Source organism: Pseudomonas sp. 2822-15 (assembly GCF_002742515.1).
Taxonomy (GTDB): domain Bacteria; phylum Pseudomonadota; class Gammaproteobacteria; order Pseudomonadales; family Pseudomonadaceae; genus Aquipseudomonas; species Aquipseudomonas salomonii.
The window spans coordinates 228,212-246,631 of sequence record NZ_LJRY01000187.1 but is presented as its reverse complement, the minus strand read 5'-3'; the positions used below and the strand labels follow the sequence as shown (position 1 = coordinate 246,631).

The 18,420-nt window shown below is 60.4% G+C and carries 16 protein-coding genes and 1 pseudogene; 5 read left to right on the top strand and 12 right to left on the bottom strand.

All coding sequences use genetic code 11. The annotated features are described in order from the left end of the window. Nucleotides 1-9 precede the first annotated feature (9 nt). Nucleotides 10-387: a hypothetical protein gene (locus AOA59_RS15885; protein WP_069785744.1), complete on the bottom strand. Its 378-nt coding sequence runs from the start codon at nt 385-387 to the stop codon at nt 10-12. A gap of 154 nt (nt 388-541) precedes the next feature. On the opposite strand from AOA59_RS15885, the gene phoB reads away from it, so the two are divergent. The 3 genes from phoB to AOA59_RS15870 all read left to right on the top strand — a co-directional run bounded on the left by phoB (nt 542) and on the right by AOA59_RS15870 (nt 4,209). Beyond that, nucleotides 542-1,231, top strand: a complete 690-nt coding sequence (gene phoB, locus AOA59_RS15880; protein ID WP_003195617.1) for a phosphate regulon transcriptional regulator PhoB — start codon at nt 542-544, stop codon at nt 1,229-1,231. A gap of 81 nt (nt 1,232-1,312) precedes the next feature. Next, nucleotides 1,313-2,599 (top strand): phosphate regulon sensor histidine kinase PhoR, encoded by a 1,287-nt coding sequence (phoR, locus tag AOA59_RS15875; protein WP_256593062.1) that lies wholly within the window; start codon nt 1,313-1,315, stop codon nt 2,597-2,599. A 269-nt stretch (nt 2,600-2,868) separates the two neighbouring features. Beyond that, complete coding sequence (locus AOA59_RS15870) at nt 2,869-4,209, top strand: hemolysin family protein (RefSeq protein ID WP_017135804.1); 1,341 nt, start codon at nt 2,869-2,871, stop codon at nt 4,207-4,209. A gap of 4 nt (nt 4,210-4,213) precedes the next feature. On the opposite strand, the pseudogene AOA59_RS15865 reads toward AOA59_RS15870, so the two are convergent. The 8 genes and pseudogenes from AOA59_RS15865 to AOA59_RS15825 form a co-directional block, all read right to left on the bottom strand. Then, nucleotides 4,214-4,372: pseudogene (locus AOA59_RS15865) on the bottom strand (hypothetical protein); the annotation flags it as partial. A 177-nt stretch (nt 4,373-4,549) separates the two neighbouring features. Then, nucleotides 4,550-5,446, bottom strand: coding sequence for a response regulator (locus tag AOA59_RS15860; RefSeq protein WP_056860878.1), 897 nt, complete (start codon nt 5,444-5,446; stop codon nt 4,550-4,552). 168 nt (nt 5,447-5,614) lie between these two features. Continuing rightward, complete coding sequence (phoU, locus tag AOA59_RS15855) at nt 5,615-6,376, bottom strand: phosphate signaling complex protein PhoU (RefSeq protein WP_053258703.1); 762 nt, start codon at nt 6,374-6,376, stop codon at nt 5,615-5,617. Nucleotides 6,377-6,447: 71 nt separating this feature from the next. After that, on the bottom strand, nt 6,448-7,281 hold the full coding sequence (gene pstB, locus AOA59_RS15850; protein ID WP_058421111.1) for a phosphate ABC transporter ATP-binding protein PstB: 834 nt from the start codon (nt 7,279-7,281) through the stop codon (nt 6,448-6,450). 191 nt (nt 7,282-7,472) lie between these two features. Further along, a complete protein-coding gene (pstA, locus tag AOA59_RS15845; protein ID WP_017135800.1) occupies nt 7,473-9,143 on the bottom strand; it encodes a phosphate ABC transporter permease PstA in 1,671 nt (556 codons plus the stop codon). A 15-nt stretch (nt 9,144-9,158) separates the two neighbouring features. Continuing rightward, nucleotides 9,159-11,192 (bottom strand): ABC transporter permease subunit, encoded by a 2,034-nt coding sequence (locus AOA59_RS15840; protein WP_170875882.1) that lies wholly within the window; start codon nt 11,190-11,192, stop codon nt 9,159-9,161. Nucleotides 11,193-11,677: 485 nt separating this feature from the next. Continuing rightward, nucleotides 11,678-12,664 carry a phosphate ABC transporter substrate-binding protein PstS gene (locus tag AOA59_RS15835; RefSeq protein ID WP_017135798.1) on the bottom strand — a complete coding sequence of 329 codons (987 nt, stop codon included), beginning with the start codon at nt 12,662-12,664 and terminating at the stop codon, nt 11,678-11,680. A 331-nt stretch (nt 12,665-12,995) separates the two neighbouring features. Further along, a complete protein-coding gene (locus AOA59_RS15825) occupies nt 12,996-14,285 on the bottom strand; it encodes an MFS transporter (RefSeq protein ID WP_099488243.1) in 1,290 nt (429 codons plus the stop codon). A 565-nt stretch (nt 14,286-14,850) separates the two neighbouring features. On the opposite strand from AOA59_RS15825, the gene AOA59_RS15820 reads away from it, so the two are divergent. Next, nucleotides 14,851-15,255: an acyl-CoA thioesterase gene (locus AOA59_RS15820; protein ID WP_003176975.1), complete on the top strand. Its 405-nt coding sequence runs from the start codon at nt 14,851-14,853 to the stop codon at nt 15,253-15,255. Nucleotides 15,256-15,312: 57 nt separating this feature from the next. Beyond that, nucleotides 15,313-16,212 carry a D-hexose-6-phosphate mutarotase gene (locus AOA59_RS15815; RefSeq protein ID WP_099488241.1) on the top strand — a complete coding sequence of 300 codons (900 nt, stop codon included), beginning with the start codon at nt 15,313-15,315 and terminating at the stop codon, nt 16,210-16,212. A gap of 146 nt (nt 16,213-16,358) precedes the next feature. Here the strand turns inward: AOA59_RS15815 and AOA59_RS15805 are convergent, their stop codons facing one another. From AOA59_RS15805 to AOA59_RS15795, 3 genes are all read right to left on the bottom strand, one after another. Then, nucleotides 16,359-16,895, bottom strand: a complete 537-nt coding sequence (locus AOA59_RS15805) for a DUF3299 domain-containing protein (RefSeq protein ID WP_017135795.1) — start codon at nt 16,893-16,895, stop codon at nt 16,359-16,361. 78 nt (nt 16,896-16,973) lie between these two features. Next, nucleotides 16,974-17,219, bottom strand: coding sequence for a GlsB/YeaQ/YmgE family stress response membrane protein (locus AOA59_RS15800; RefSeq protein WP_015886585.1), 246 nt, complete (start codon nt 17,217-17,219; stop codon nt 16,974-16,976). 105 nt (nt 17,220-17,324) lie between these two features. Continuing rightward, nucleotides 17,325-18,410 (bottom strand): 5-(carboxyamino)imidazole ribonucleotide synthase, encoded by a 1,086-nt coding sequence (locus tag AOA59_RS15795; RefSeq protein ID WP_065932075.1) that lies wholly within the window; start codon nt 18,408-18,410, stop codon nt 17,325-17,327. Nucleotides 18,411-18,420: the final 10 nt, after the last annotated feature.

Sequence of the window (18,420 nt, the reverse complement as noted above, 5' to 3'; positions counted from 1 at the left end):
ACCGTGTGGTCAGGGCTTGATTACATGCCATGCCCCACCCTTACCATCACCGGTTTTGTCACCAGCCTTGTGGTCATCCTTGTAGGTGTAGACCGGCTTGCCTTTGTAAGCCCACTGACTGGTCTGGTCGTCGCGGGTAATGACTGTCCAATCACCCATCGACTTGTCAGTAGACTCAGCCTTCAGCGGCGGCCAGTTGGTCGCACACTGGTCTTTGCACACCGACTTGCCGTCGGCATCCTTGTCAAAGGTGTAGAGGGTCAGCCCCTTGTGATCCACCAACATTCCGTCGTGAGTCATCGCCGGCTCCGCCGCAAACGCCAGGCCCGGCAGGGTCAACGCCGCCATTGCCAACAGGGCTTTCCAGGAAAAAGTACTTTGAGTCATCGGAACCTTCCTTTTGTGGTTGTCAGGATTCGGACCCAAAGGGTAGTCCAGAGTGCCGTGAATTGCCCGATCGACTAAATTACTGTCACACGACTGCAATAATTCCGTTATCTAATGCGGCGCAAGACAGTTAAATGACAAGAGGATTTTGAGCATGGTTGGCAGGAGCATTCTGATCGTTGACGACGAAGCGCCCATTCGCGAGATGATCGCCGTTGCGTTGGAAATGGCCGGCTATGACTGCCTGGAGGCGGAGAACTCCCAGCAGGCCCATGCCATTATCGTCGACCGCAAGCCGGACCTGATCCTGCTGGACTGGATGCTGCCCGGCACCTCCGGCATCGAACTGGCCCGCCGCCTCAAGCGGGATGAGCTGACCGGGGATATCCCGATCATCATGCTCACCGCCAAGGGTGAAGAGGACAACAAGATCCAGGGCCTGGAGGTCGGCGCTGATGACTACATCACCAAGCCGTTTTCCCCACGTGAGCTGGTAGCGCGCCTGAAGGCCGTACTGCGCCGTGCCGGCCCGACTGATGGCGAAGCACCGATCGAAGTCGACGGGCTGATCCTGGACCCGATCAGCCACCGCGTGACCATCGACGGCAAGCCGGCCGAGATGGGCCCGACCGAATACCGCCTGCTGCAATTTTTCATGACCCACCAGGAGCGCGCCTACACCCGTGGCCAATTGCTCGACCAGGTGTGGGGCGGCAACGTGTATGTGGAGGAGCGCACGGTTGATGTGCATATCCGCCGCCTGCGCAAAGCCTTGGGCGATGCCTACGAGAATCTGGTACAAACCGTGCGCGGCACCGGCTATCGCTTTTCCACCAAAGGCTGAGCCGGCCCCTCCCTTCCTTAACCGCTGACAAGGACGCATGTTTAAGTGAACCAGAACTGGCATGGCACCCTGATCCGCCACATGCTGCTGTTGATCACGGGTTGTTTGGTGGTGGGCTTGATCAGCGGTTATTACGGTTGGAGCCTGGCCGTCGGTATCGGCCTGTATCTGGGCTGGACCCTCAAACAATTGCTGCGCCTGCATGAATGGCTGCGCCAGCACAAACCCGACGAAGCACCACCCGACGGCTATGGCCTGTGGGGCGAGGTGTTCGACAGCATCTACCACCTGCAACGCCGCGACCAACGGGTTCGCGGGCGCCTGCAGGCGGTGATCGACCGGGTACAGGAATCCACCGCCGCGCTCAAAGACGCGGTGATCATGCTCGACAGCGACGGCAACCTGGAATGGTGGAACCGCGCCGCCGAGACCCTGCTGGGCCTAAAGACGCCCCAGGACAGCGGCCAGCCGGTGACCAACCTGGTGCGCCACCCGCGCTTCAAGGAGTACTTCGAGCAGGACAACTACGAAGAAGCGCTGGAAATCCCTTCGCCCACCAATGACCGCGTGCGCATCCAGCTGTACCTGACGCGTTACGGCAACAACGAACACCTGATGCTGGTGCGCGACGTAACCCGCATTCATCAGCTGGAACAGATGCGCAAAGACTTCGTCGCCAACGTCTCCCACGAGCTGCGCACGCCGCTGACGGTGATCTGCGGCTACCTGGAGACGCTGCTGGACAACGTCGACGAGATCAACCCGCGCTGGAGCCGTGCCCTGCAGCAGATGCAGCAGCAGGGTTCACGCATGCAAACCCTGCTCAACGACCTGCTGTTGCTGGCCAAGCTGGAAGCCACTGATTACCCCTCGGACAACCACCCGGTGGCGGTGCAAAGCCTGCTGCAGACCATCAAGAATGACGCCCAGGCGCTGTCCGGCGAGCGCGGGCAACAGATCACCCTGGAAGCTGACCCGCAGGTATTGCTCAAAGGCAGCGAAGGTGAGTTGCGCAGCGCGTTTTCCAACCTGGTGTTCAACGCTGTTAAGTACACCCAGGACAAGGGCAATATCCGCATCCGCTGGTGGAGCGACGAGCACGGCGCGCACTTGAGCGTGCAAGACTCCGGCATCGGTATCGACGCCAAGCACCTGCCGCGCCTGACCGAACGCTTCTACCGCGTCGATTCCAGCCGCAACTCCAACACCGGCGGCACCGGGCTGGGCCTGGCGATCGTCAAACACGTGCTGTTGCGCCACCGCGCCCGGTTGGAGATCAGCAGCGTGCTGGGGCATGGCAGTACCTTTACCTGCCATTTTCCACCGGCGCAGGTGACCCGTTCGCGGGTAATCGGGAATGATGAATAATCTGAAAACAACCTAAATCCAAGTGTGGGAGCTGGCTTGCCTGCGATAGCGGTGGGTCAGCTGAAAATACGTCAACTGACAGTCCGCTATCGCAGGCAAGCCAGCTCCCACATGGGATTTGTGTGGTTTGGTAGAAGGCATTAGAGGCCCCGCCCGGCAGCGGGCACTAGGCAAGCGCCCCGTCAGCCGCTACATTGGCCGACTTGCGCCTGCCTTTCAGGCCTGTCTGTCACCCCTTATTGAACACACGGAACCTGCAAAACCCCATCATGGACCCTTCCCCTGGTATCACCCTCGCTACGCTCTTCGCCGATTTCGGCATGATTCTTTTTGCACTGATCCTGGTACTGCTCAACGGTTTCTTCGTTGCGGCGGAATTTGCCATGGTCAAACTGCGTGCCACTCGGGTCGAGGCCATCGCCCACAAGAACGGCTGGCGCGGGCAGATCCTGCGCACCGTCCACAGCCAGCTCGACGCCTACCTGTCGGCCTGCCAATTGGGTATCACCCTCGCTTCCCTGGGCCTGGGCTGGGTCGGTGAACCGGCCTTCGCGCATATCCTTGAGCCATTGCTGGGCGCCATCGGCGTGCAATCGCCTGAAGTGATCAAGGGCGTGTCGTTCTTTGCCGCCTTCTTCGTGATTTCCTACCTGCACATCGTGGTCGGTGAGTTGGCCCCCAAATCGTGGGCAATTCGCAAACCCGAGCTGCTGTCGCTGTGGACGGCGGTGCCGCTGTACCTGTTCTACTGGGCCATGTACCCGGCGATCTACCTGCTCAACGCCAGCGCCAACGCCATCTTGCGTATCGCCGGCCAAGGCGAGCCTGGCCCGCATCACGAACACCATTACAGCCGCGAAGAACTCAAGCTGATCCTGCACTCCAGCCGTGGCCAGGACCCAAGCGACCAAGGCATGCGCGTACTGGCTTCGGCCGTGGAAATGGGCGAGCTGGAAGTGGTGGACTGGGCCAACTCCCGCGAAGACCTGGTCACCCTGGACTTCAACGCCCCGCTCAAGGAAATCCTCGCGCTGTTCCGCCGCCACAAATTCAGCCGTTACCCGGTGTATGACGCCGATCGCAATGAGTTTGTCGGCCTGCTGCACATCAAGGACCTGCTGCTGGAACTGGCAGCCCTGGACCACATTCCCGAGTCGTTCAACCTGGCCGAGCTGACCCGCCCGCTTGAGCGCGTCTCGCGGCACATGCCGTTGTCGCAGCTGCTGGAGCAGTTCCGCAAAGGCGGTGCGCACTTCGCCCTGGTGGAAGAAGCCGACGGCAAAGTCATCGGCTACCTGACCATGGAGGACGTGCTGGAAGTGCTGGTCGGTGATATTCAGGACGAACACCGCAAGGCCGAGCGCGGCATCCTCGCCTACCAGCCAGGCAAACTGCTGGTGCGTGGCGACACGCCGCTGTTCAAGGTGGAGCGCCTGCTGGGCGTGGACCTGGACCACATCGAAGCCGAAACCCTGGCGGGCTTGATCTACGACACGCTCAAACGCGTGCCGGAAGAGGAAGAAGTACTGGAAGTTGAAGGCTTGCGCATCATCATCAAGAAGATGAAAGGGCCGAAGATTGTACTGGCCAAGGTGTTGTTGCTGGATTGACGCCTCAATTGCCCAACGCAAAGTTGGGCAATTTGCCAAGCGGCTGGTTGAACTCATAGGGAATCGAAACCAGCCCGACCTCGGAAGCCTCCACCACCGTACCGCTGCGTGCCGCAATGATCGGCGTGCCCTCGGGCATGGCGATGTCCATGGCGTACCTGCCGGGATGGCTGAGCGGCAGGCTCGCCAGGGTTGATGACAACACTGCGTGAAGCACAGAAGATCAACTGTGGGAGCGGGCTTGCCCGCGATGACGGTGTGTCAGGCGCAGATCAAGTGGCTGATGTATCGCTATCGCGGGCAAGCCCGCTCCCACATGGGTTAAGTGTTTCTCCGTAGATCACGCACCCGGCACGAAGTGCTTCTGCGCCGTACCGCGCGCGATCAGGCGGGAGATATAGTCGAGCTTCTGCGCATCCTGATCGATAAACCGGAAGGTCAGTTGCAGCCAGTCGCTGTCAGGCCGTGGCTCATAGGCGACGATGGCGTGCAGGTAGCCGTTGAGGCGCGCGACTTCGGCGTTCTCGCCTTGCTCAAGGTCGAGCACGGCGCTTTCCAGCACCTGGGGCAGCACTTCACCGCGACGGACCACCAGCAGCGCTTCCTTGATGCTCAGCGCCTTGATCACGCATTGCTGGTTGCCGCTGGACAGCCGCAGTTGGCCCTGGCCGCGACCGCCGGCAGGCGAGGCTGCAGGCGCTTGCACCGGTTGGCTGTTGAGCAGGCCTTTGCTCGGCGCAGCTACCGGCGCCGGTTTGGCCGCCTCGGGTTTGCCGCCGGTCAGGGCATTGAGGGAGTCGTTGCCGAAGGCCGAGTTCATCTTGGTCGGCGCGCTGGCGATCAGGGCATCGAGGCGGCCGATCTTGTGCAAAGCCTGTTTGACCTTGTTCAGCAACTGCTCGTTGGTGAATGGCTTGCTGACATAACCGGAAACCCCGGCCTGAATCGCCTGCACCACGTTTTCCTTGTCGCCACGGCTGGTCACCATCACGAACGGCATGGCCTTCAGGTGCGCCTGCTCACGGCACCAGGTCAACAGCTCAAGGCCGGACATTTCGGGCATTTCCCAGTCGCACAGCACCAGGTCGAAGGTCTCGCGCATCAGGATGGATTGCGCCTTTTTGCCGTTCACCGCGTCTTCAATCTTGATGCCTGGGAAGTAGTTGCGCAGGCACTTTTTCACCAAATCACGGATAAACGAGGCGTCGTCCACCACCAATACACTGACTTTACTCATCGACCCTTCATCCTATTAACACTTCGGCATGCAAAACGCCTGACTGATGGCATTTTGCCAAAACTCACGGGTCACAGAAGGACTTTATTGCTCCTGCTGCGCAAAAAATTCAGATGCCGCAAACGAAAACGCCCGACCAAAGGCCGGGCGTTAATGTCTCGGGCAACCTTACTTATCGTCAGATTCGCCCGGAACATTAGGGATTTGATCAGCCGTGCCTTCAACTTCGGCTTTCATGCGCTTGAGGCCCATGTGCCGCACGTCGGTGCCGCGCACCAGATAAATCACCAGTTCCGAGATATTACGGGCGTGGTCGCCGATGCGTTCCAGGGAACGCAACACCCAGATGATGTTCAAGACCCGCGAGATAGAGCGCGGGTCTTCCATCATGTAGGTGGCCAGCTCGCGCAGTGCGGTCTTGTATTCGCGGTCGATGGTCTTGTCGTATTGCGCCACCGACAACGCCAATTCGGCGTCGAAGCGGGCGAACGCATCCAGCGCATCGCGCACCATGTTGCGCACCTGGTCGCCGATGTGGCGCACTTCCACGTAACCCCGTGGCGCTTCACCTTCTTCGCACAGCTGGATAGCGCGGCGGGCGATTTTGGTGGCTTCGTCGCCGATGCGCTCCAGGTCGATCACCGACTTGGAGATGCTGATGATCAAACGCAGGTCGGAGGCCGCAGGTTGGCGTCGGGCCAGAATGCGCAGGCATTCTTCGTCGATGTTGCGTTCCATCTGGTTGATCTGGTCATCGATCTCGCGCACTTGCTGGGCCAGGCCCGAGTCGGCCTCGATCAGCGCGGTGACCGCATCGTTGACTTGCTTCTCCACCAGCCCGCCCATCGCCAGGAGGTGGCTGCGCACTTCCTCAAGCTCGGCGTTGAACTGCGCGGAGATGTGGTGGGTAAGGCCTTCTTTGCTAATCATGTTGGCGTCCTTGGAACGTCCGGTAAGGTGCGGAGAACCGCAGCATTCAGTGCAATCAGAACCACCGCGTACTAGCCGTAACGACCGGTGATGTAGTCTTCGGTCTGCTTCTTCGCCGGGTTGGTGAACAAGGTGTCGGTGTCGCCGAACTCCACCAGCTTGCCCATGTACATGAACGCGGTGTAGTCCGAAACCCGCGCCGCCTGTTGCATGTTGTGGGTCACGATGACGATGGTGAACTTGGATTTCAGCTCGTAGATCAGCTCTTCAACCTTAAGAGTCGAGATCGGGTCGAGTGCCGAGCAGGGTTCGTCGAGCAGCAACACTTCCGGCTCCACGGCGATGGTGCGGGCGATCACCAGACGCTGCTGCTGGCCGCCGGACAGGCCGAGTGCCGATTCATGCAGGCGGTCTTTGACCTCGTCCCACAGCGCCGCGCCTTTCAAGGCCCACTCAACGGCTTCGTCGAGAATGCGTTTTTTGTTGATGCCCTGGATGCGCAGGCCGTAGACCACGTTTTCGTAGATGGTCTTGGGAAACGGGTTGGGCTTCTGGAACACCATGCCCACGCGGCGACGCAGCTCGGCCACGTCCTCGCCTTTGCGATAGATGTTGCTGCCGTACAGGTTGATCGCGCCTTCTACGCGGCAACCGTCAACCAGGTCGTTCATGCGGTTGAAGGTGCGCAGCAGTGTGGACTTGCCGCAGCCGGACGGGCCGATAAAGGCGGTCACGCGCTGCTTGGGGATGTTCATGCTGACATCGAACAACGCCTGCTTTTCACCGTAGTACAGGCTCAGGCCGGGCACTTCGATGGCCACGGTTTCCTGGGCCAGGCTCAGGCTCTGCTTGTCGCGACCCAGGGCCGACATGTTGATGCCGTGGGTGTGGGTTTCATGTTGCATGGGATGCTCCCTGTGCTACCAATTCGTTTGGTTGAACCGCCGGGGCGGTTTACTCAAAAATCTGTGTGTTACGCGGTCCAGTGTGGGAGCGGGCTTGCTCGCGAAAGCGGTGGTTCAGCCAGCAAATATGTTTCTGATACACCGCATTCGCGAGCAAGCCCGCTCCCACATTTAGTCCGCGTTCACTTCAATTAGCTGTCCAGCGCCTTGTATTTTTCGCGCAGGTGGTTACGGATCCACACGGCCGACAAGTTCAGCGTGGCGATCACCAGCACCAGCAGCAGTGCGGTGGCGTACACCAGCGGGCGTGCCGCTTCGACGTTGGGGCTCTGGAAACCGACGTCATAAATATGGAAGCCCAAGTGCATAATCTTCTGGTCCAGGTGCAAGTACGGGTAGTTGCCGTCCAGCGGCAGCGACGGTGCCAGCTTGACCACACCCACCAGCATCAGCGGCGCCACTTCACCGGCGGCGCGGGCCACGGCGAGGATCATGCCGGTCATCATCGCCGGGCTGGCCATCGGCAGCACGATCTTCCACAGCGTTTCCGCCTTGGTTGCGCCGAGTGCCAGGGAACCTTCACGCACGGTACGAGGAATCCGCGCCAAGCCTTCTTCGGTGGCCACGATCACCACCGGCACCGCCAGCAGCGCCAGGGTCAGCGAGGCCCACAACAGGCCCGGTGTACCGAAGGTCGGCGCCGGCAGGGCTTCGGCGAAGAACAGGCGGTCAACCGAGCCACCCAGTACATACACAAAGAAGCCCAGGCCGAACACGCCGTAAACGATAGCCGGCACACCGGCCAGGTTGTTCACCGCGATCCGGATAATGCGGGTCAGGGTGTTCTGCTTGGCGTATTCACGCAGGTACACCGCCGCCAGCACGCCGAACGGGGTCACGATCATCGCCATGATCAGGGTCATCATCACGGTGCCGAAAATAGCCGGGAAAATCCCGCCTTCAGTGTTGGCTTCCCGTGGGTCGTCGCTCAAGAACTCCCAGACCTTGCTGAAGTAGAAACCCACCTTGGTCAGGGTGCCCATGGCGTTCGGCTGGTAGGCGTGCACCACTTTGCCGATACCGATTTCGATTTCTTTGCCGTTGCCGTCGCGGGCCGTGAGGCTATCGCGGTTGAACTGGGTGTGCAGGTCGGCCAGGCGTGCTTCGATGTCCTGGTAACGGGCATTCAATTCGGCGCGGCCGGAGTCCATGTCGGCCTGGGCGGCAGCGTCGAGCTTGCCTTCCAGCTCCAGCTTGCGGCCGTGCAGGCGGATGCGTTCCAGGCCTGCGTTGATCGCGCCGATGTCGGTTTTCTCAAGGCTCTTGAGCTGGGCCGCCAACTTATTCACACGGTCGACGCGGGCTTGCAGCTCCGGCCATGCGGCTTCGCCTTCGGCGATCACCTTGCCGTCCTGCTTGACGTTGACCAGGGTGCCGTAGAAGTTGCCCCACTCACGACGTTCGATCGCCATCAGGTTCTTCGGTGTGGTCTGGTCTTTCAACCACTCGCCGACGATCCAGGTGAAGTCGTTGCCATTCAAGTCGCGGTTACCGACCTTGATCAGCTCGCGGGTCATGAATTCCGGGCCTTGGTCCGGCACCGGCAGGCCCGCGCTTTTGAGGCGCTCGCGCGGCACTTCTTCCTTCTGCACCACTTCGCCGATGACAATATGGTTTTCCTGGCCAGGCACGCTGTAGTTGGCCTGGATCAGGTCGGCCGGCCAGAAGTGGCCCAGACCACGCACGGCAATCACGGCCAGCAAACCAATGGTCATGATGACCGCGATGGACACCGCGCCACCGCTGATCCAGACGCCAGGGGCGCCGCTCTTGAACCATCCATTCAGGGAGTTCTGTTTCACAGACTTCTACCTTTCTTAAAGCGACGAGTATTTCTTGCGCAGACGCTGACGGATCAGCTCGGCGAGGGTGTTCATGATGAAGGTGAACAGCAGCAGCACCAGCGCCGAGAGGAACAGCACGCGGTAGTGACTGCCACCGACTTCCGACTCAGGCATCTCCACCGCAACGTTGGCCGCCAAGGTGCGCAGGCCTTCGAACAGGTTCATCTCCATCACCGGCGTGTTACCGGTGGCCATCAGCACGATCATGGTTTCACCCACTGCGCGGCCCATGCCGATCATCAGTGCGGAGAAGATGCCTGGGCTGGCGGTCAGGATCACCACGCGGGTCATGGTCTGCCACGGCGTGGCACCCAGGGCCAACGAGCCCAGGGTGAGGCCGCGCGGCACGCTGAACACGGCGTCTTCGGCGATGGAGTAGATGTTCGGGATTACCGCAAAACCCATGGCCAGACCGACTACCAGTGCGTTGCGCTGGTCGTAAGTGATGCCCAGATCGTGGGAGATCCACATGCGCATGTCGCCGCCGAAGAACCAGGTTTCCAGGTACGGGCTCATGTACAGCGAGAGCCAGCCCACAAACAGGATCACCGGAATCAGGATCGCGCTTTCCCAGCCATCCGGTACACGCAGGCGGATCGACTCAGGCAAACGGCTGAAGACAAAACCGGCGACCAGGATGCCAATCGGCAGCAACATCAGTAGGCTGAAAATCCCCGGTAGGTGCCCTTCTACATACGGCGCCAGGAACAGGCCGGCGAAGAAGCCGAGGATCACCGTCGGCATCGCTTCCATCAGTTCGATCACCGGCTTGACCTTGCGGCGCAGGCTCGGGGCCATGAAGTAAGCGGTGTAGATGGCCGCAGCCACCGCCAGTGGCGCCGCCAGCAACATGGCGTAGAACGCAGCCTTCAGGGTACCGAAGGTCAGCGGGGCCAAACTCATTTTGGGTTCGAAGTCGGTGTTGGCGGCGGTCGATTGCCAGACGTACTTAGGCTCGTCGTAGTTTTCGTACCAGACCTTGCTCCACAGCGCGCTCCAGGAAACTTCCGGGTGGGGGTTGTCGAGCAGCAGCGGTTGCAGCTTGCCGCCGGCTTCGACGATCACGCGGTTGGCGCGTGGCGACATGCCGAACAGACCTTGGCCATCCACCACAGGGTCGACCAGCAGGGTGCGATGCGCGGTACTGTGGAACACGCCGAACTTGCCGGACGCGTCCAGGGCGGTGAAGCCTTTGCGACGTTCCTCGGCGGTGATTTCCACGATAGGCGCAGTGCCCATCTGGAAGGTGCGGATTTGCTTCAGGCGTTGCTCGCCGTCCGGGTCACGGGCCATGAACCACTGGGCCAGGCCGCCCTTGGAGTTACCGACGATCAGCGAGATACCGCCCACCAACTGAGTGCTGGCAGTGATTTCGGCGTTGCCGTCTTCCAGCAGTTTGTAGCGACCGTTGAGGCTGTTATCGCGCAAGTTGAAGACGTCGGCGAGGGCGCGGCCGTTGACCACATACAGCCACTGCTGGCGTGGGTCGACGAAAATCGCCTTCACCGGTTCGGTCATTTGCGGCAGCTCGATACGCTTCTGCTCGCTGGTGACTTCACCGGTCATCATGTTTTCTTCGCGGCTCAGGCTCAGTACGTTCAAGAACGAACCCGCGGAGCCTGCAACCACCAGCGATGAATCGGTGGCGTTGAGCGCGACGTGCTCCAGCGGGCGGCCCTGCTCGTCAAGGACGATGGGCGTTTCGCCGTAAGGGTATTCAATGGCCGGCGTAATGGTCTTTTTGCCGTCCGGGTACGACACTTTATAAGTGTGGCGGAACACCAGGGACTGGCCATTCGACAAACCGAGGATCACCAACGGGCTGCCGGGCTGGTCTTTGCCGATCGAGGCCACAGTGGCGCCCGCAGGCAATGGCAGGTCGACGCGCTTGAGCTCGGCACCGGTGCTCACATCAAAGAACAGCGCCTGGCCCTTGTCGGAAACCCGCATGGCGACTTGGTTCTGTTCTTCGAGGGAGATCATCAACGGTTTGCCGGCGTCCTGCATCCAGGCGGGTGTCAGCGCGTCTTCCTTGGTCAGCGAGGCACCCTGGAACAAAGGCGCAACTACGTAAGCCAGGAAGAAGAAGATCAGGGTGATAGCGCCGAGCACGGCGAGGCCGCCGATCAACACGTACCAGCGGGTCAGGCGATCCTTGAGCGCGCGAATGCGGCGCTTGCGTTGCAGCTCAGGCGTATTGAAATCAATACGCTTGGGGGGAGAAGTCGTCGTCATGGTGGAATTGGCCAGATCATTCATGCGCACACCCTAGCGATCCTGTATGACAGAAAGATGACAATGCAGTGACGCAAGAAATCCGCCGCGTAGCAGGGCTGGCAGCGGATTAAAAAATTAGGGGTGTAGACGGGCTGTGTGGGAGCGGGCTTGCCCGCGATGGCATCAATACGGTTGCAACTCTAAACCGCGTCGCCAGCATCGCGGGCAAGCCCGCTCCCACAGAAAAGCATGTGTCTACACCAGGTATTGCAGGCTTAGTTGCCTTCTTTCAAACCCAGGTCAGCCAGGGCCTTGGCGGCCACTTTAGCCGGCAGCGGGATGTAGCCGTCTTTGACGACCACTTCCTGGCCCTGTTTGGACAGAACCAGCTTCACGAACTCAGCTTCCAGCGGGGCCAGAGGCTTGTTCGGGGCTTTGTTGACGTACACGTAGAGGAAACGCGACAGCGGGTATTTGCCGTTCAGGGCGTTTTCTTCGCTGTCTTCGATGAAGTCAGTGCTGCCTTTTTTGGCCAGAGCCACGGTCTTCACGCTAGCGGTTTTGTAGCCGATGCCCGAGTAACCGATGCCGTTCAGCGAGGAGCTGATCGACTGCACGACCGAAGCCGAGCCGGGTTGTTCGTTGACGTTTGGCTTGTAGTCGCCTTTGCACAGGGCTTCTTCTTTGAAGTAGCCGTAGGTGCCGGACACCGAGTTACGACCAAACAGCTGAACCGGCTTGTTGGCCAGGTCGCCGGTCACGCCCAGGTCGCCCCAGGTTTTAACGTCGGCTTTAGCACCGCACAGACGCGTCGAGGAGAAGATCGCGTCGACTTGTTCCATGGTCAGGTGCTGGATCGGGTTGTCCTTGTGCACGAACACGGCCAGGGCATCCACGGCAACCGGGATAGCGGTTGGCTTGTAACCGTACTTCTGCTCGAAGGCCGCCAGTTCGGTGTCCTTCATCTTGCGGCTCATCGGGCCCAGGTTGGAGGTGCCTTCAGTCAGCGCAGGAGGTGCAGTGGCGGAGCCGGCAGCCTGAATCTGGATGTTGACGTTCGGGTATTCCTTTTTGTAACCCTCAGCCCACAGGGTCATCAGGTTAGCCAGGGTATCGGAACCGACGCTGGACAAGTTGCCCGACACACCAGTGGTCTTAACGTAAGCCGGGATTGCCGGATCAACACCAGCGGCCACCGCGTTGGCGGTCGCAACGCCAGCAGCGACAAAAGTCATTGCCGCCATCAAACGTTTCAGTTTCATGCCTTGCTCCTAGCAGATAGGGATAGTTGGATCGGGGCCAAGTATCGGTAGGCCGTGTGAACACTCTATGTCTGGAATATGACAATTAGATGAAAGGCCAGTATTTATGAAAAACCTGACAGGAAGGGGAAAGTGCAATAAATCCGGGGCTTGCGAGGACGTTTGACGGCTGAAGCGATGTTTTGGAAACACTCTGTAATCGTTGCTGGCATTGATCGTTCCCACGCTCTGCGTGGGAACGCATCCAGTGACGCTCTGCGTCACGACCTTAAAAAGCGGACGCAGAGCGTCCAGGCCGGGGCGTTCCCACGCAGAGCGTGGGAACGATCAATCAGCGCCCGCGCTTCCACAGGTAGCCACCGACCGCTATCCCCATCACGCACAGGACAGCCACGTAGTAAGCAGGCCCCATCGGGCTCTCCTTCATGAGAAGCGACACCGCCAGCGGCGTCAGACCACCAAATACGGCGTAGGCAACGTTGTAGGAAAACGACAAACCACTGAAGCGCACCACCGGCGGGAACGCTTTCACCATTACGTAAGGCACTACACCGATGGTGCCCACAAACAGGCCGGTCAACGCGTACAACGGGAACAGCCAGTCCGGGTGGGCCATCAGGCTGTGATACAGCGTCCAGGAGGTGGCCAGCAACAACGCGCAACCGGTGACCAAAACGCGACCGGCACCAAAACGGTCAGCCAGCGCGCCGGAAGCGATACAGCCCAGGCTCAGCGTAACGATCGCCAGGCTGTTGGCTTGCAGCGCTACCGTCGGGCTGAAGTGGTAAACGGTTTGCAGCACGGTCGGGGTCATCAGGATGACCACAACCACACCCGCCGACAGCAACCACGTCAGCAGCATCGACAGCACAATGGCACTGCGGTGGTCACGCAATACCGCGCGCAACGGCAGCTCGGCAGCCAGGGTTTTGCGCAGCTGCATCTCAGCGAAGATCGGTGTTTCATGCAGCCAACGGCGCAAGTACACCGACAGCAGGCCGAACACACCGCCCAGCAGGAACGGGATACGCCACGCGTAATCCGAGACCTGCTCCGGGGTATAAAGGGAGTTGATGGCGGTCGCCACCAGAGAACCCAGCAAAATACCGGCGGTGAGGCCGCTGGTCAGAGTGCCGCAGGCATAGCCGATGTGGCGCGGCGGCACGTGTTCGGAAACAAACACCCAGGCGCCCGGTACTTCGCCGCCAATGGCGGCGCCCTGGATGACGCGCATCAGCAGCAACAATAGCGGCGCCCACAGGCCGATCTGTGCGTAGGTCGGCAACAGGCCCATGATCAGGGTCGGCACGGCCATCATGAAGATGCTCAGGGTGAACATTTTTTTGCGGCCCAGCAGGTCACCGAAGTGCGCCATGATGATACCGCCCAGCGGGCGTGCCAGGTAGCCGGCGGCGAAGATACCGAAGGTCTGCATCATGCGCAGCCATTCGGGCATGTCGACGGGGAAAAACAGCTTCCCGACCACGGTGGCGAAAAATACAAAGATAATGAAATCGTAGAATTCCAGCGCCCCGCCCAAGGCAGACAGCGACAGGGTTTTGTAGTCGTTGCGGGTCAGCGGGCGCGAAGGTTGCGCGCTGCTTGCAGGCACGGAGGACATGGCAAGGCTTCTCTTATTGTCAGGACGGCGAACGCGAGACCCCGGCAGGCGCCGGGGTCGGTTCGGCACGATAACAAATCGCCCGCAAAAGCACAGCGTTGCTTGACGCCCGCGTTTCCAAAGGCAGTCCCCGATAGCAGGCCGTGCCAGCGTGCACGGCGCTCGCGGGAACGGTGGGCATGTCGGGCTTCTCTACCAAAGGTGCTGACCCGACTAACAGCCCGGACGCTGTAAATAATCCCGGCGATAGGCACAGTTTCTGCAAAAAGCCGCGATACAGCGCAGATTTGCCGACCAAATGAGCTTGCGGAGGTCGTCGTCGCCACAGGGTCTCGATATACTCGGCCCGTGCGAGCGCCAAACCCTCTGTCTTGAGGGGCTGCTGTGCCAAAACGTTGTTGGATGACCCTCAGGTTAGGTTCCAGCCGCTTTGGCAGAGTTTCCCTTTAGTGCGCCTTACGAGAAACGTATCGAGCGGTGTAGGTTGGTGCTGAAACGTTTTTCCAGAAGACGGCTATCCACTTGAAACACCCATGAAGCGTTACGGGTCAGAGGCACCCTCGGCATGATTGAACTCGAACAAGAAGATCCTATCCCGCAAGGCGATCTCGCCTTGCAAATCACCGCGCTGCCGCGTGAAACAAACGGTTTTGGCGATATCTTCGGCGGCTGGCTGGTCGCGCAGATGGACCTGGCCGGCACGGCCATGGCCAGCAAGGTCGCCGGCGGCCGCGTGGCCACCGTAGCGATTGATCGCATGGCGTTCCTGGTGCCGGTGGCCGTCGGCGCGCAGTTGTCTTTCTACACGCAGGCCCTGGAAATCGGCCGCAGCTCGATCCAGATGATGGTCGAAGTGTGGAGCGACGACCCGCTGTCGAGCGAATGGCGCAAAGTCACCGAGGCGGTGTTTGTGTTCGTCGCCATCGATGGCAGCGGCCGCACACGTTCGGTACCGTCGCGCGCGCGTTAAACCTCACCGGGTTTTGACGGTCAATTGCCCCATTGCCTGCCATAAAGAGTGCTTTGTATGCCTGTGCCCCACGTTGAAACTGTGAAAATCGACGAGCTGGACTGCTGGCGCATTCGCCACAATGGCGCTGAATTGATGGTGGCCCAACAGGGCGCGCACATCTTCAGTTACCAGCGCCAGGGCGAACAGCCGCTGATCTGGCCGAACCCTGCGGCGGTGTACAAGCAAGGCAAGGGCATCCGTACCGGCGTGCCGGTGTGCTGGCCATGGTTTGGTGTGTTTGACCGCAACCCGCAGAGCGTCAAGGCGATGCGCCAGAGCGAGCAACCGGCCGGCGCCCATGGTTTTGTGCGCACGGCGCAGTGGGAGCTGGCTGCGAGCGAACTCGAAGGCCAAGCGCTGCGGGTGGATTTGGTGCTGCCGGTACCCGAGAGCGGCTTCCCAGGCTGGCCGCATCAGGTCGACCTGACACTGAGCCTGCTGTTGGACGATCAACTGCACATCCACCTGACCAGTCACAACCGTGGCACCGACACCGTGACACTCAGCCAGGCGCTGCACACGTACTTCGCCGTGAGTGACGTGCGCAAGGTGCAGGTCGAAGGGCTGGATGGGCTGGCGTATATCGACACTGCCGATGGCTGGGCCGAGAAGAAGCAGTCCGGCCTGCTGCACTTCAGTGCCGAGACTGACCGTATCTACCTGGATACTCCGGCGCAGGTGGATATCGTCGATACAGATTGGCAGCGTCGCATCCAACTGACCGCCGAGGGTTCGAACTCCACCGTGATCTGGAACCCATGGACCGAACGCGCCAAGGCGTTTGACGACATGGCCGATGATGGCTGGCAGGGCATGCTGTGCATCGAGACGGCCAATGTGCTGGATGATGTGGTGAGCTTGACGCCGGGTCAAAGCCATACTTTGGGCGTAAGCATCACCAGTATCGGCCTGTAAACCCAATCAAAAATGTGGGGCTTGTGTGGGAGCTGGCTTGCCTGCGATAGCATCACCTCGGTTTCACTGATACACCGAGGTGCCTGAATCGCAGGCAAGCCAGCTCCCACACAAGCCCGCTCCCACATTGGGTTCTGCGTCATGATCTAGAGATCGGATTCTTTTACGACTCTGACCTTCCCCGCATCCAGCGCATACGCCGCATCTGCCAGGTCATTGTTGACCTTCTCCACCTTCAACGTGCCCGTCACCCACAGCGGCGTGTAGATATCATCCAGCTTCAGCCCCTTGGGATAACGCACCAGCACCAACTGGTTAGGCGGCGGTGGCGGCACGTGGATGCAGGCGCCTGGGTACGGCACCAGGAAAAACAGGGTGCTGCGGCCCTTCGCGTCGGTTTCCAACGGTACCGGGTAACCGCCGATGCGGATGTTCTTGCCGTTCATGGCGGCCACGGTCTTGGTCGAGTACATCACCGCCGGCAGGCCTTTGCTCTGCTTCAAGCCACCTTTGTCGGTGAACGTGCCTTGGGCTTCGGGGGAGTTGTGGTCGATCTCGGGCATGGCTTCGAGGGCTTTCTGGTCTGAAAGCGGCATCAGGTCGAGCCAGTCGGTTTCCGGCAGTTCACCGGCGTGCGCCAGGCCTGAGCCCAGCAGGAGGAGTGTGAATAAAAGACGGCGCATGAATAAGCTCGGCAAGTTCAGATGCCGAGCATTCTAGCCCTCTGCGCCTGCGCAGCGCAGAGGGCTTTGTCGCTTAGATCATTTCTTTCTCAGCAGGCCGTAGATCACCAGCAACACGATGGCGCCGATCAGCGCGCCGAGGAAGCCCGCGCCTTGACCCGCCTGGTAGATGCCCAGGGCCTGACCACCGTAGGTGGCGACCAGGGAACCTGCAATACCCAGCAGGATGGTCATGATCCAGCCCATGCTGTCGTCGCCAGGCTTGAGGAAACGCGCCAGCAGGCCGACGATCAAGCCGATAAAGATGGTTCCAATGATACCCATGGCATTTCCCTCTGAATGAAGTGAACTACACGAAAGCCTAGTCAGACTTTAGCGTCCTGCAATCAGAGAGGCGGCGATAACCAATGGTTCCCGCCGCCCTCAAGGTTATTGCTCGGCGATCAGCGCTTCGACCTTGAGAATCTGCGCCTCAAGGGTCGCACGGTCCTTGCAGCGCAGGTTGGCGTGGCCAACTTTACGCCCGACTTTGAAAGCCTTGCCGTAGTGGTGCAGGTGGCAGTCATCAATGGCGATGACTTTTTCTACCGGTGGCACTGCACCGATAAAGTTGAGCATGGCGCTCTCGCCGACCTTGGCCGTGGAACCCAACGGCAAGCCCGCCACCGCCCGCAAGTGGTTTTCGAACTGGCTGCACTCGGCGCCTTCGGTGGTCCAGTGCCCGGAGTTGTGCACGCGCGGGGCGATTTCGTTGGCCTTGAGGCCGCCGTCGACTTCAAAGAACTCGAACGCCATCACGCCGACGTAATCCAGCTGCTTGAGTACGCGGCTGGAATAGTCTTCGGCCAAGGCCTGCAACGGGTGGTCGGTGCTGGCCACGGACAGCTTGAGGATGCCGCTGTCGTGGGTGTTGTGCACCAACGGGTAAAAGCGGGTCTCGCCGTCACGGGCACGCACGGCGATCAGCGACACTTCACCGGTGAACGGCACAAAGCCTTCCAGCAGGCAGGCGACACTGCCCAGTTCGGCAAAGGTGCCAACCACATCGGCAGCGGTGCGCAGGACTTTCTGGCCCTTGCCGTCATAACCCAGGGTGCGGGTCTTGAGCACGGCTGGCAGGCCGATGCTGGCGACGGCGGCGTCCAGGTCCGCCTGGGACTGGATATCGGCGAAGGCCGGGGTCGGGATGCCCAGGTCCTTGAACATGCTCTTCTCGAACCAGCGGTCGCGAGCGATGCGCAAGGCTTCGGCGCTCGGGTACACCGGCACGAACTGCGACAGGAAGGCCACGGTTTCGGCCGGGACGCTTTCGAATTCGAAGGTCACCAGGTCGACTTCATCGGCCAGTTGGCGCAGATGGTCCGGGTCGCTGTAGTCAGCGCGCAGGTGTTCACCCAGGGCCGCCGCGCAGGCGTCCGGCGCCGGGTCCAGGAAAGCGAAGTTCATCCCCAGCGGGGTGCCCGCCAAGGCCAGCATGCGACCCAGTTGGCCGCCACCGATTACACCGATTTTCATCAATCAATAC

Excerpts from the sequence above, each read along its gene's own strand:
- AOA59_RS15885 (WP_069785744.1), bottom strand. The coding sequence starts at position 387 with ATGACTCAAAGTACTTTTTCCTGGAAAGCCCTGTTGGCAATGGCGGCG.
- phoB (WP_003195617.1), top strand. The coding sequence starts at position 542 with ATGGTTGGCAGGAGCATTCTGATCGTTGACGACGAAGCGCCCATTCGC.
- phoR (WP_256593062.1), top strand. The coding sequence starts at position 1,313 with ATGCTGCTGTTGATCACGGGTTGTTTGGTGGTGGGCTTGATCAGCGGT.
- AOA59_RS15870 (WP_017135804.1), top strand. The coding sequence starts at position 2,869 with ATGGACCCTTCCCCTGGTATCACCCTCGCTACGCTCTTCGCCGATTTC.
- AOA59_RS15860 (WP_056860878.1), bottom strand. The coding sequence starts at position 5,446 with ATGAGTAAAGTCAGTGTATTGGTGGTGGACGACGCCTCGTTTATCCGT.
- phoU (WP_053258703.1), bottom strand. The coding sequence starts at position 6,376 with ATGATTAGCAAAGAAGGCCTTACCCACCACATCTCCGCGCAGTTCAAC.
- pstB (WP_058421111.1), bottom strand. The coding sequence starts at position 7,281 with ATGCAACATGAAACCCACACCCACGGCATCAACATGTCGGCCCTGGGT.
- AOA59_RS15840 (WP_170875882.1), bottom strand. The coding sequence starts at position 11,192 with ATGCAGGACGCCGGCAAACCGTTGATGATCTCCCTCGAAGAACAGAAC.
- AOA59_RS15835 (WP_017135798.1), bottom strand. The coding sequence starts at position 12,664 with ATGAAACTGAAACGTTTGATGGCGGCAATGACTTTTGTCGCTGCTGGC.
- AOA59_RS15825 (WP_099488243.1), bottom strand. The coding sequence starts at position 14,285 with ATGTCCTCCGTGCCTGCAAGCAGCGCGCAACCTTCGCGCCCGCTGACC.
- AOA59_RS15820 (WP_003176975.1), top strand. The coding sequence starts at position 14,851 with ATGATTGAACTCGAACAAGAAGATCCTATCCCGCAAGGCGATCTCGCC.
- AOA59_RS15815 (WP_099488241.1), top strand. The coding sequence starts at position 15,313 with ATGCCTGTGCCCCACGTTGAAACTGTGAAAATCGACGAGCTGGACTGC.
- AOA59_RS15805 (WP_017135795.1), bottom strand. The coding sequence starts at position 16,895 with ATGCGCCGTCTTTTATTCACACTCCTCCTGCTGGGCTCAGGCCTGGCG.
- AOA59_RS15800 (WP_015886585.1), bottom strand. The coding sequence starts at position 17,219 with ATGGGTATCATTGGAACCATCTTTATCGGCTTGATCGTCGGCCTGCTG.
- AOA59_RS15795 (WP_065932075.1), bottom strand. The coding sequence starts at position 18,410 with ATGAAAATCGGTGTAATCGGTGGCGGCCAACTGGGTCGCATGCTGGCC.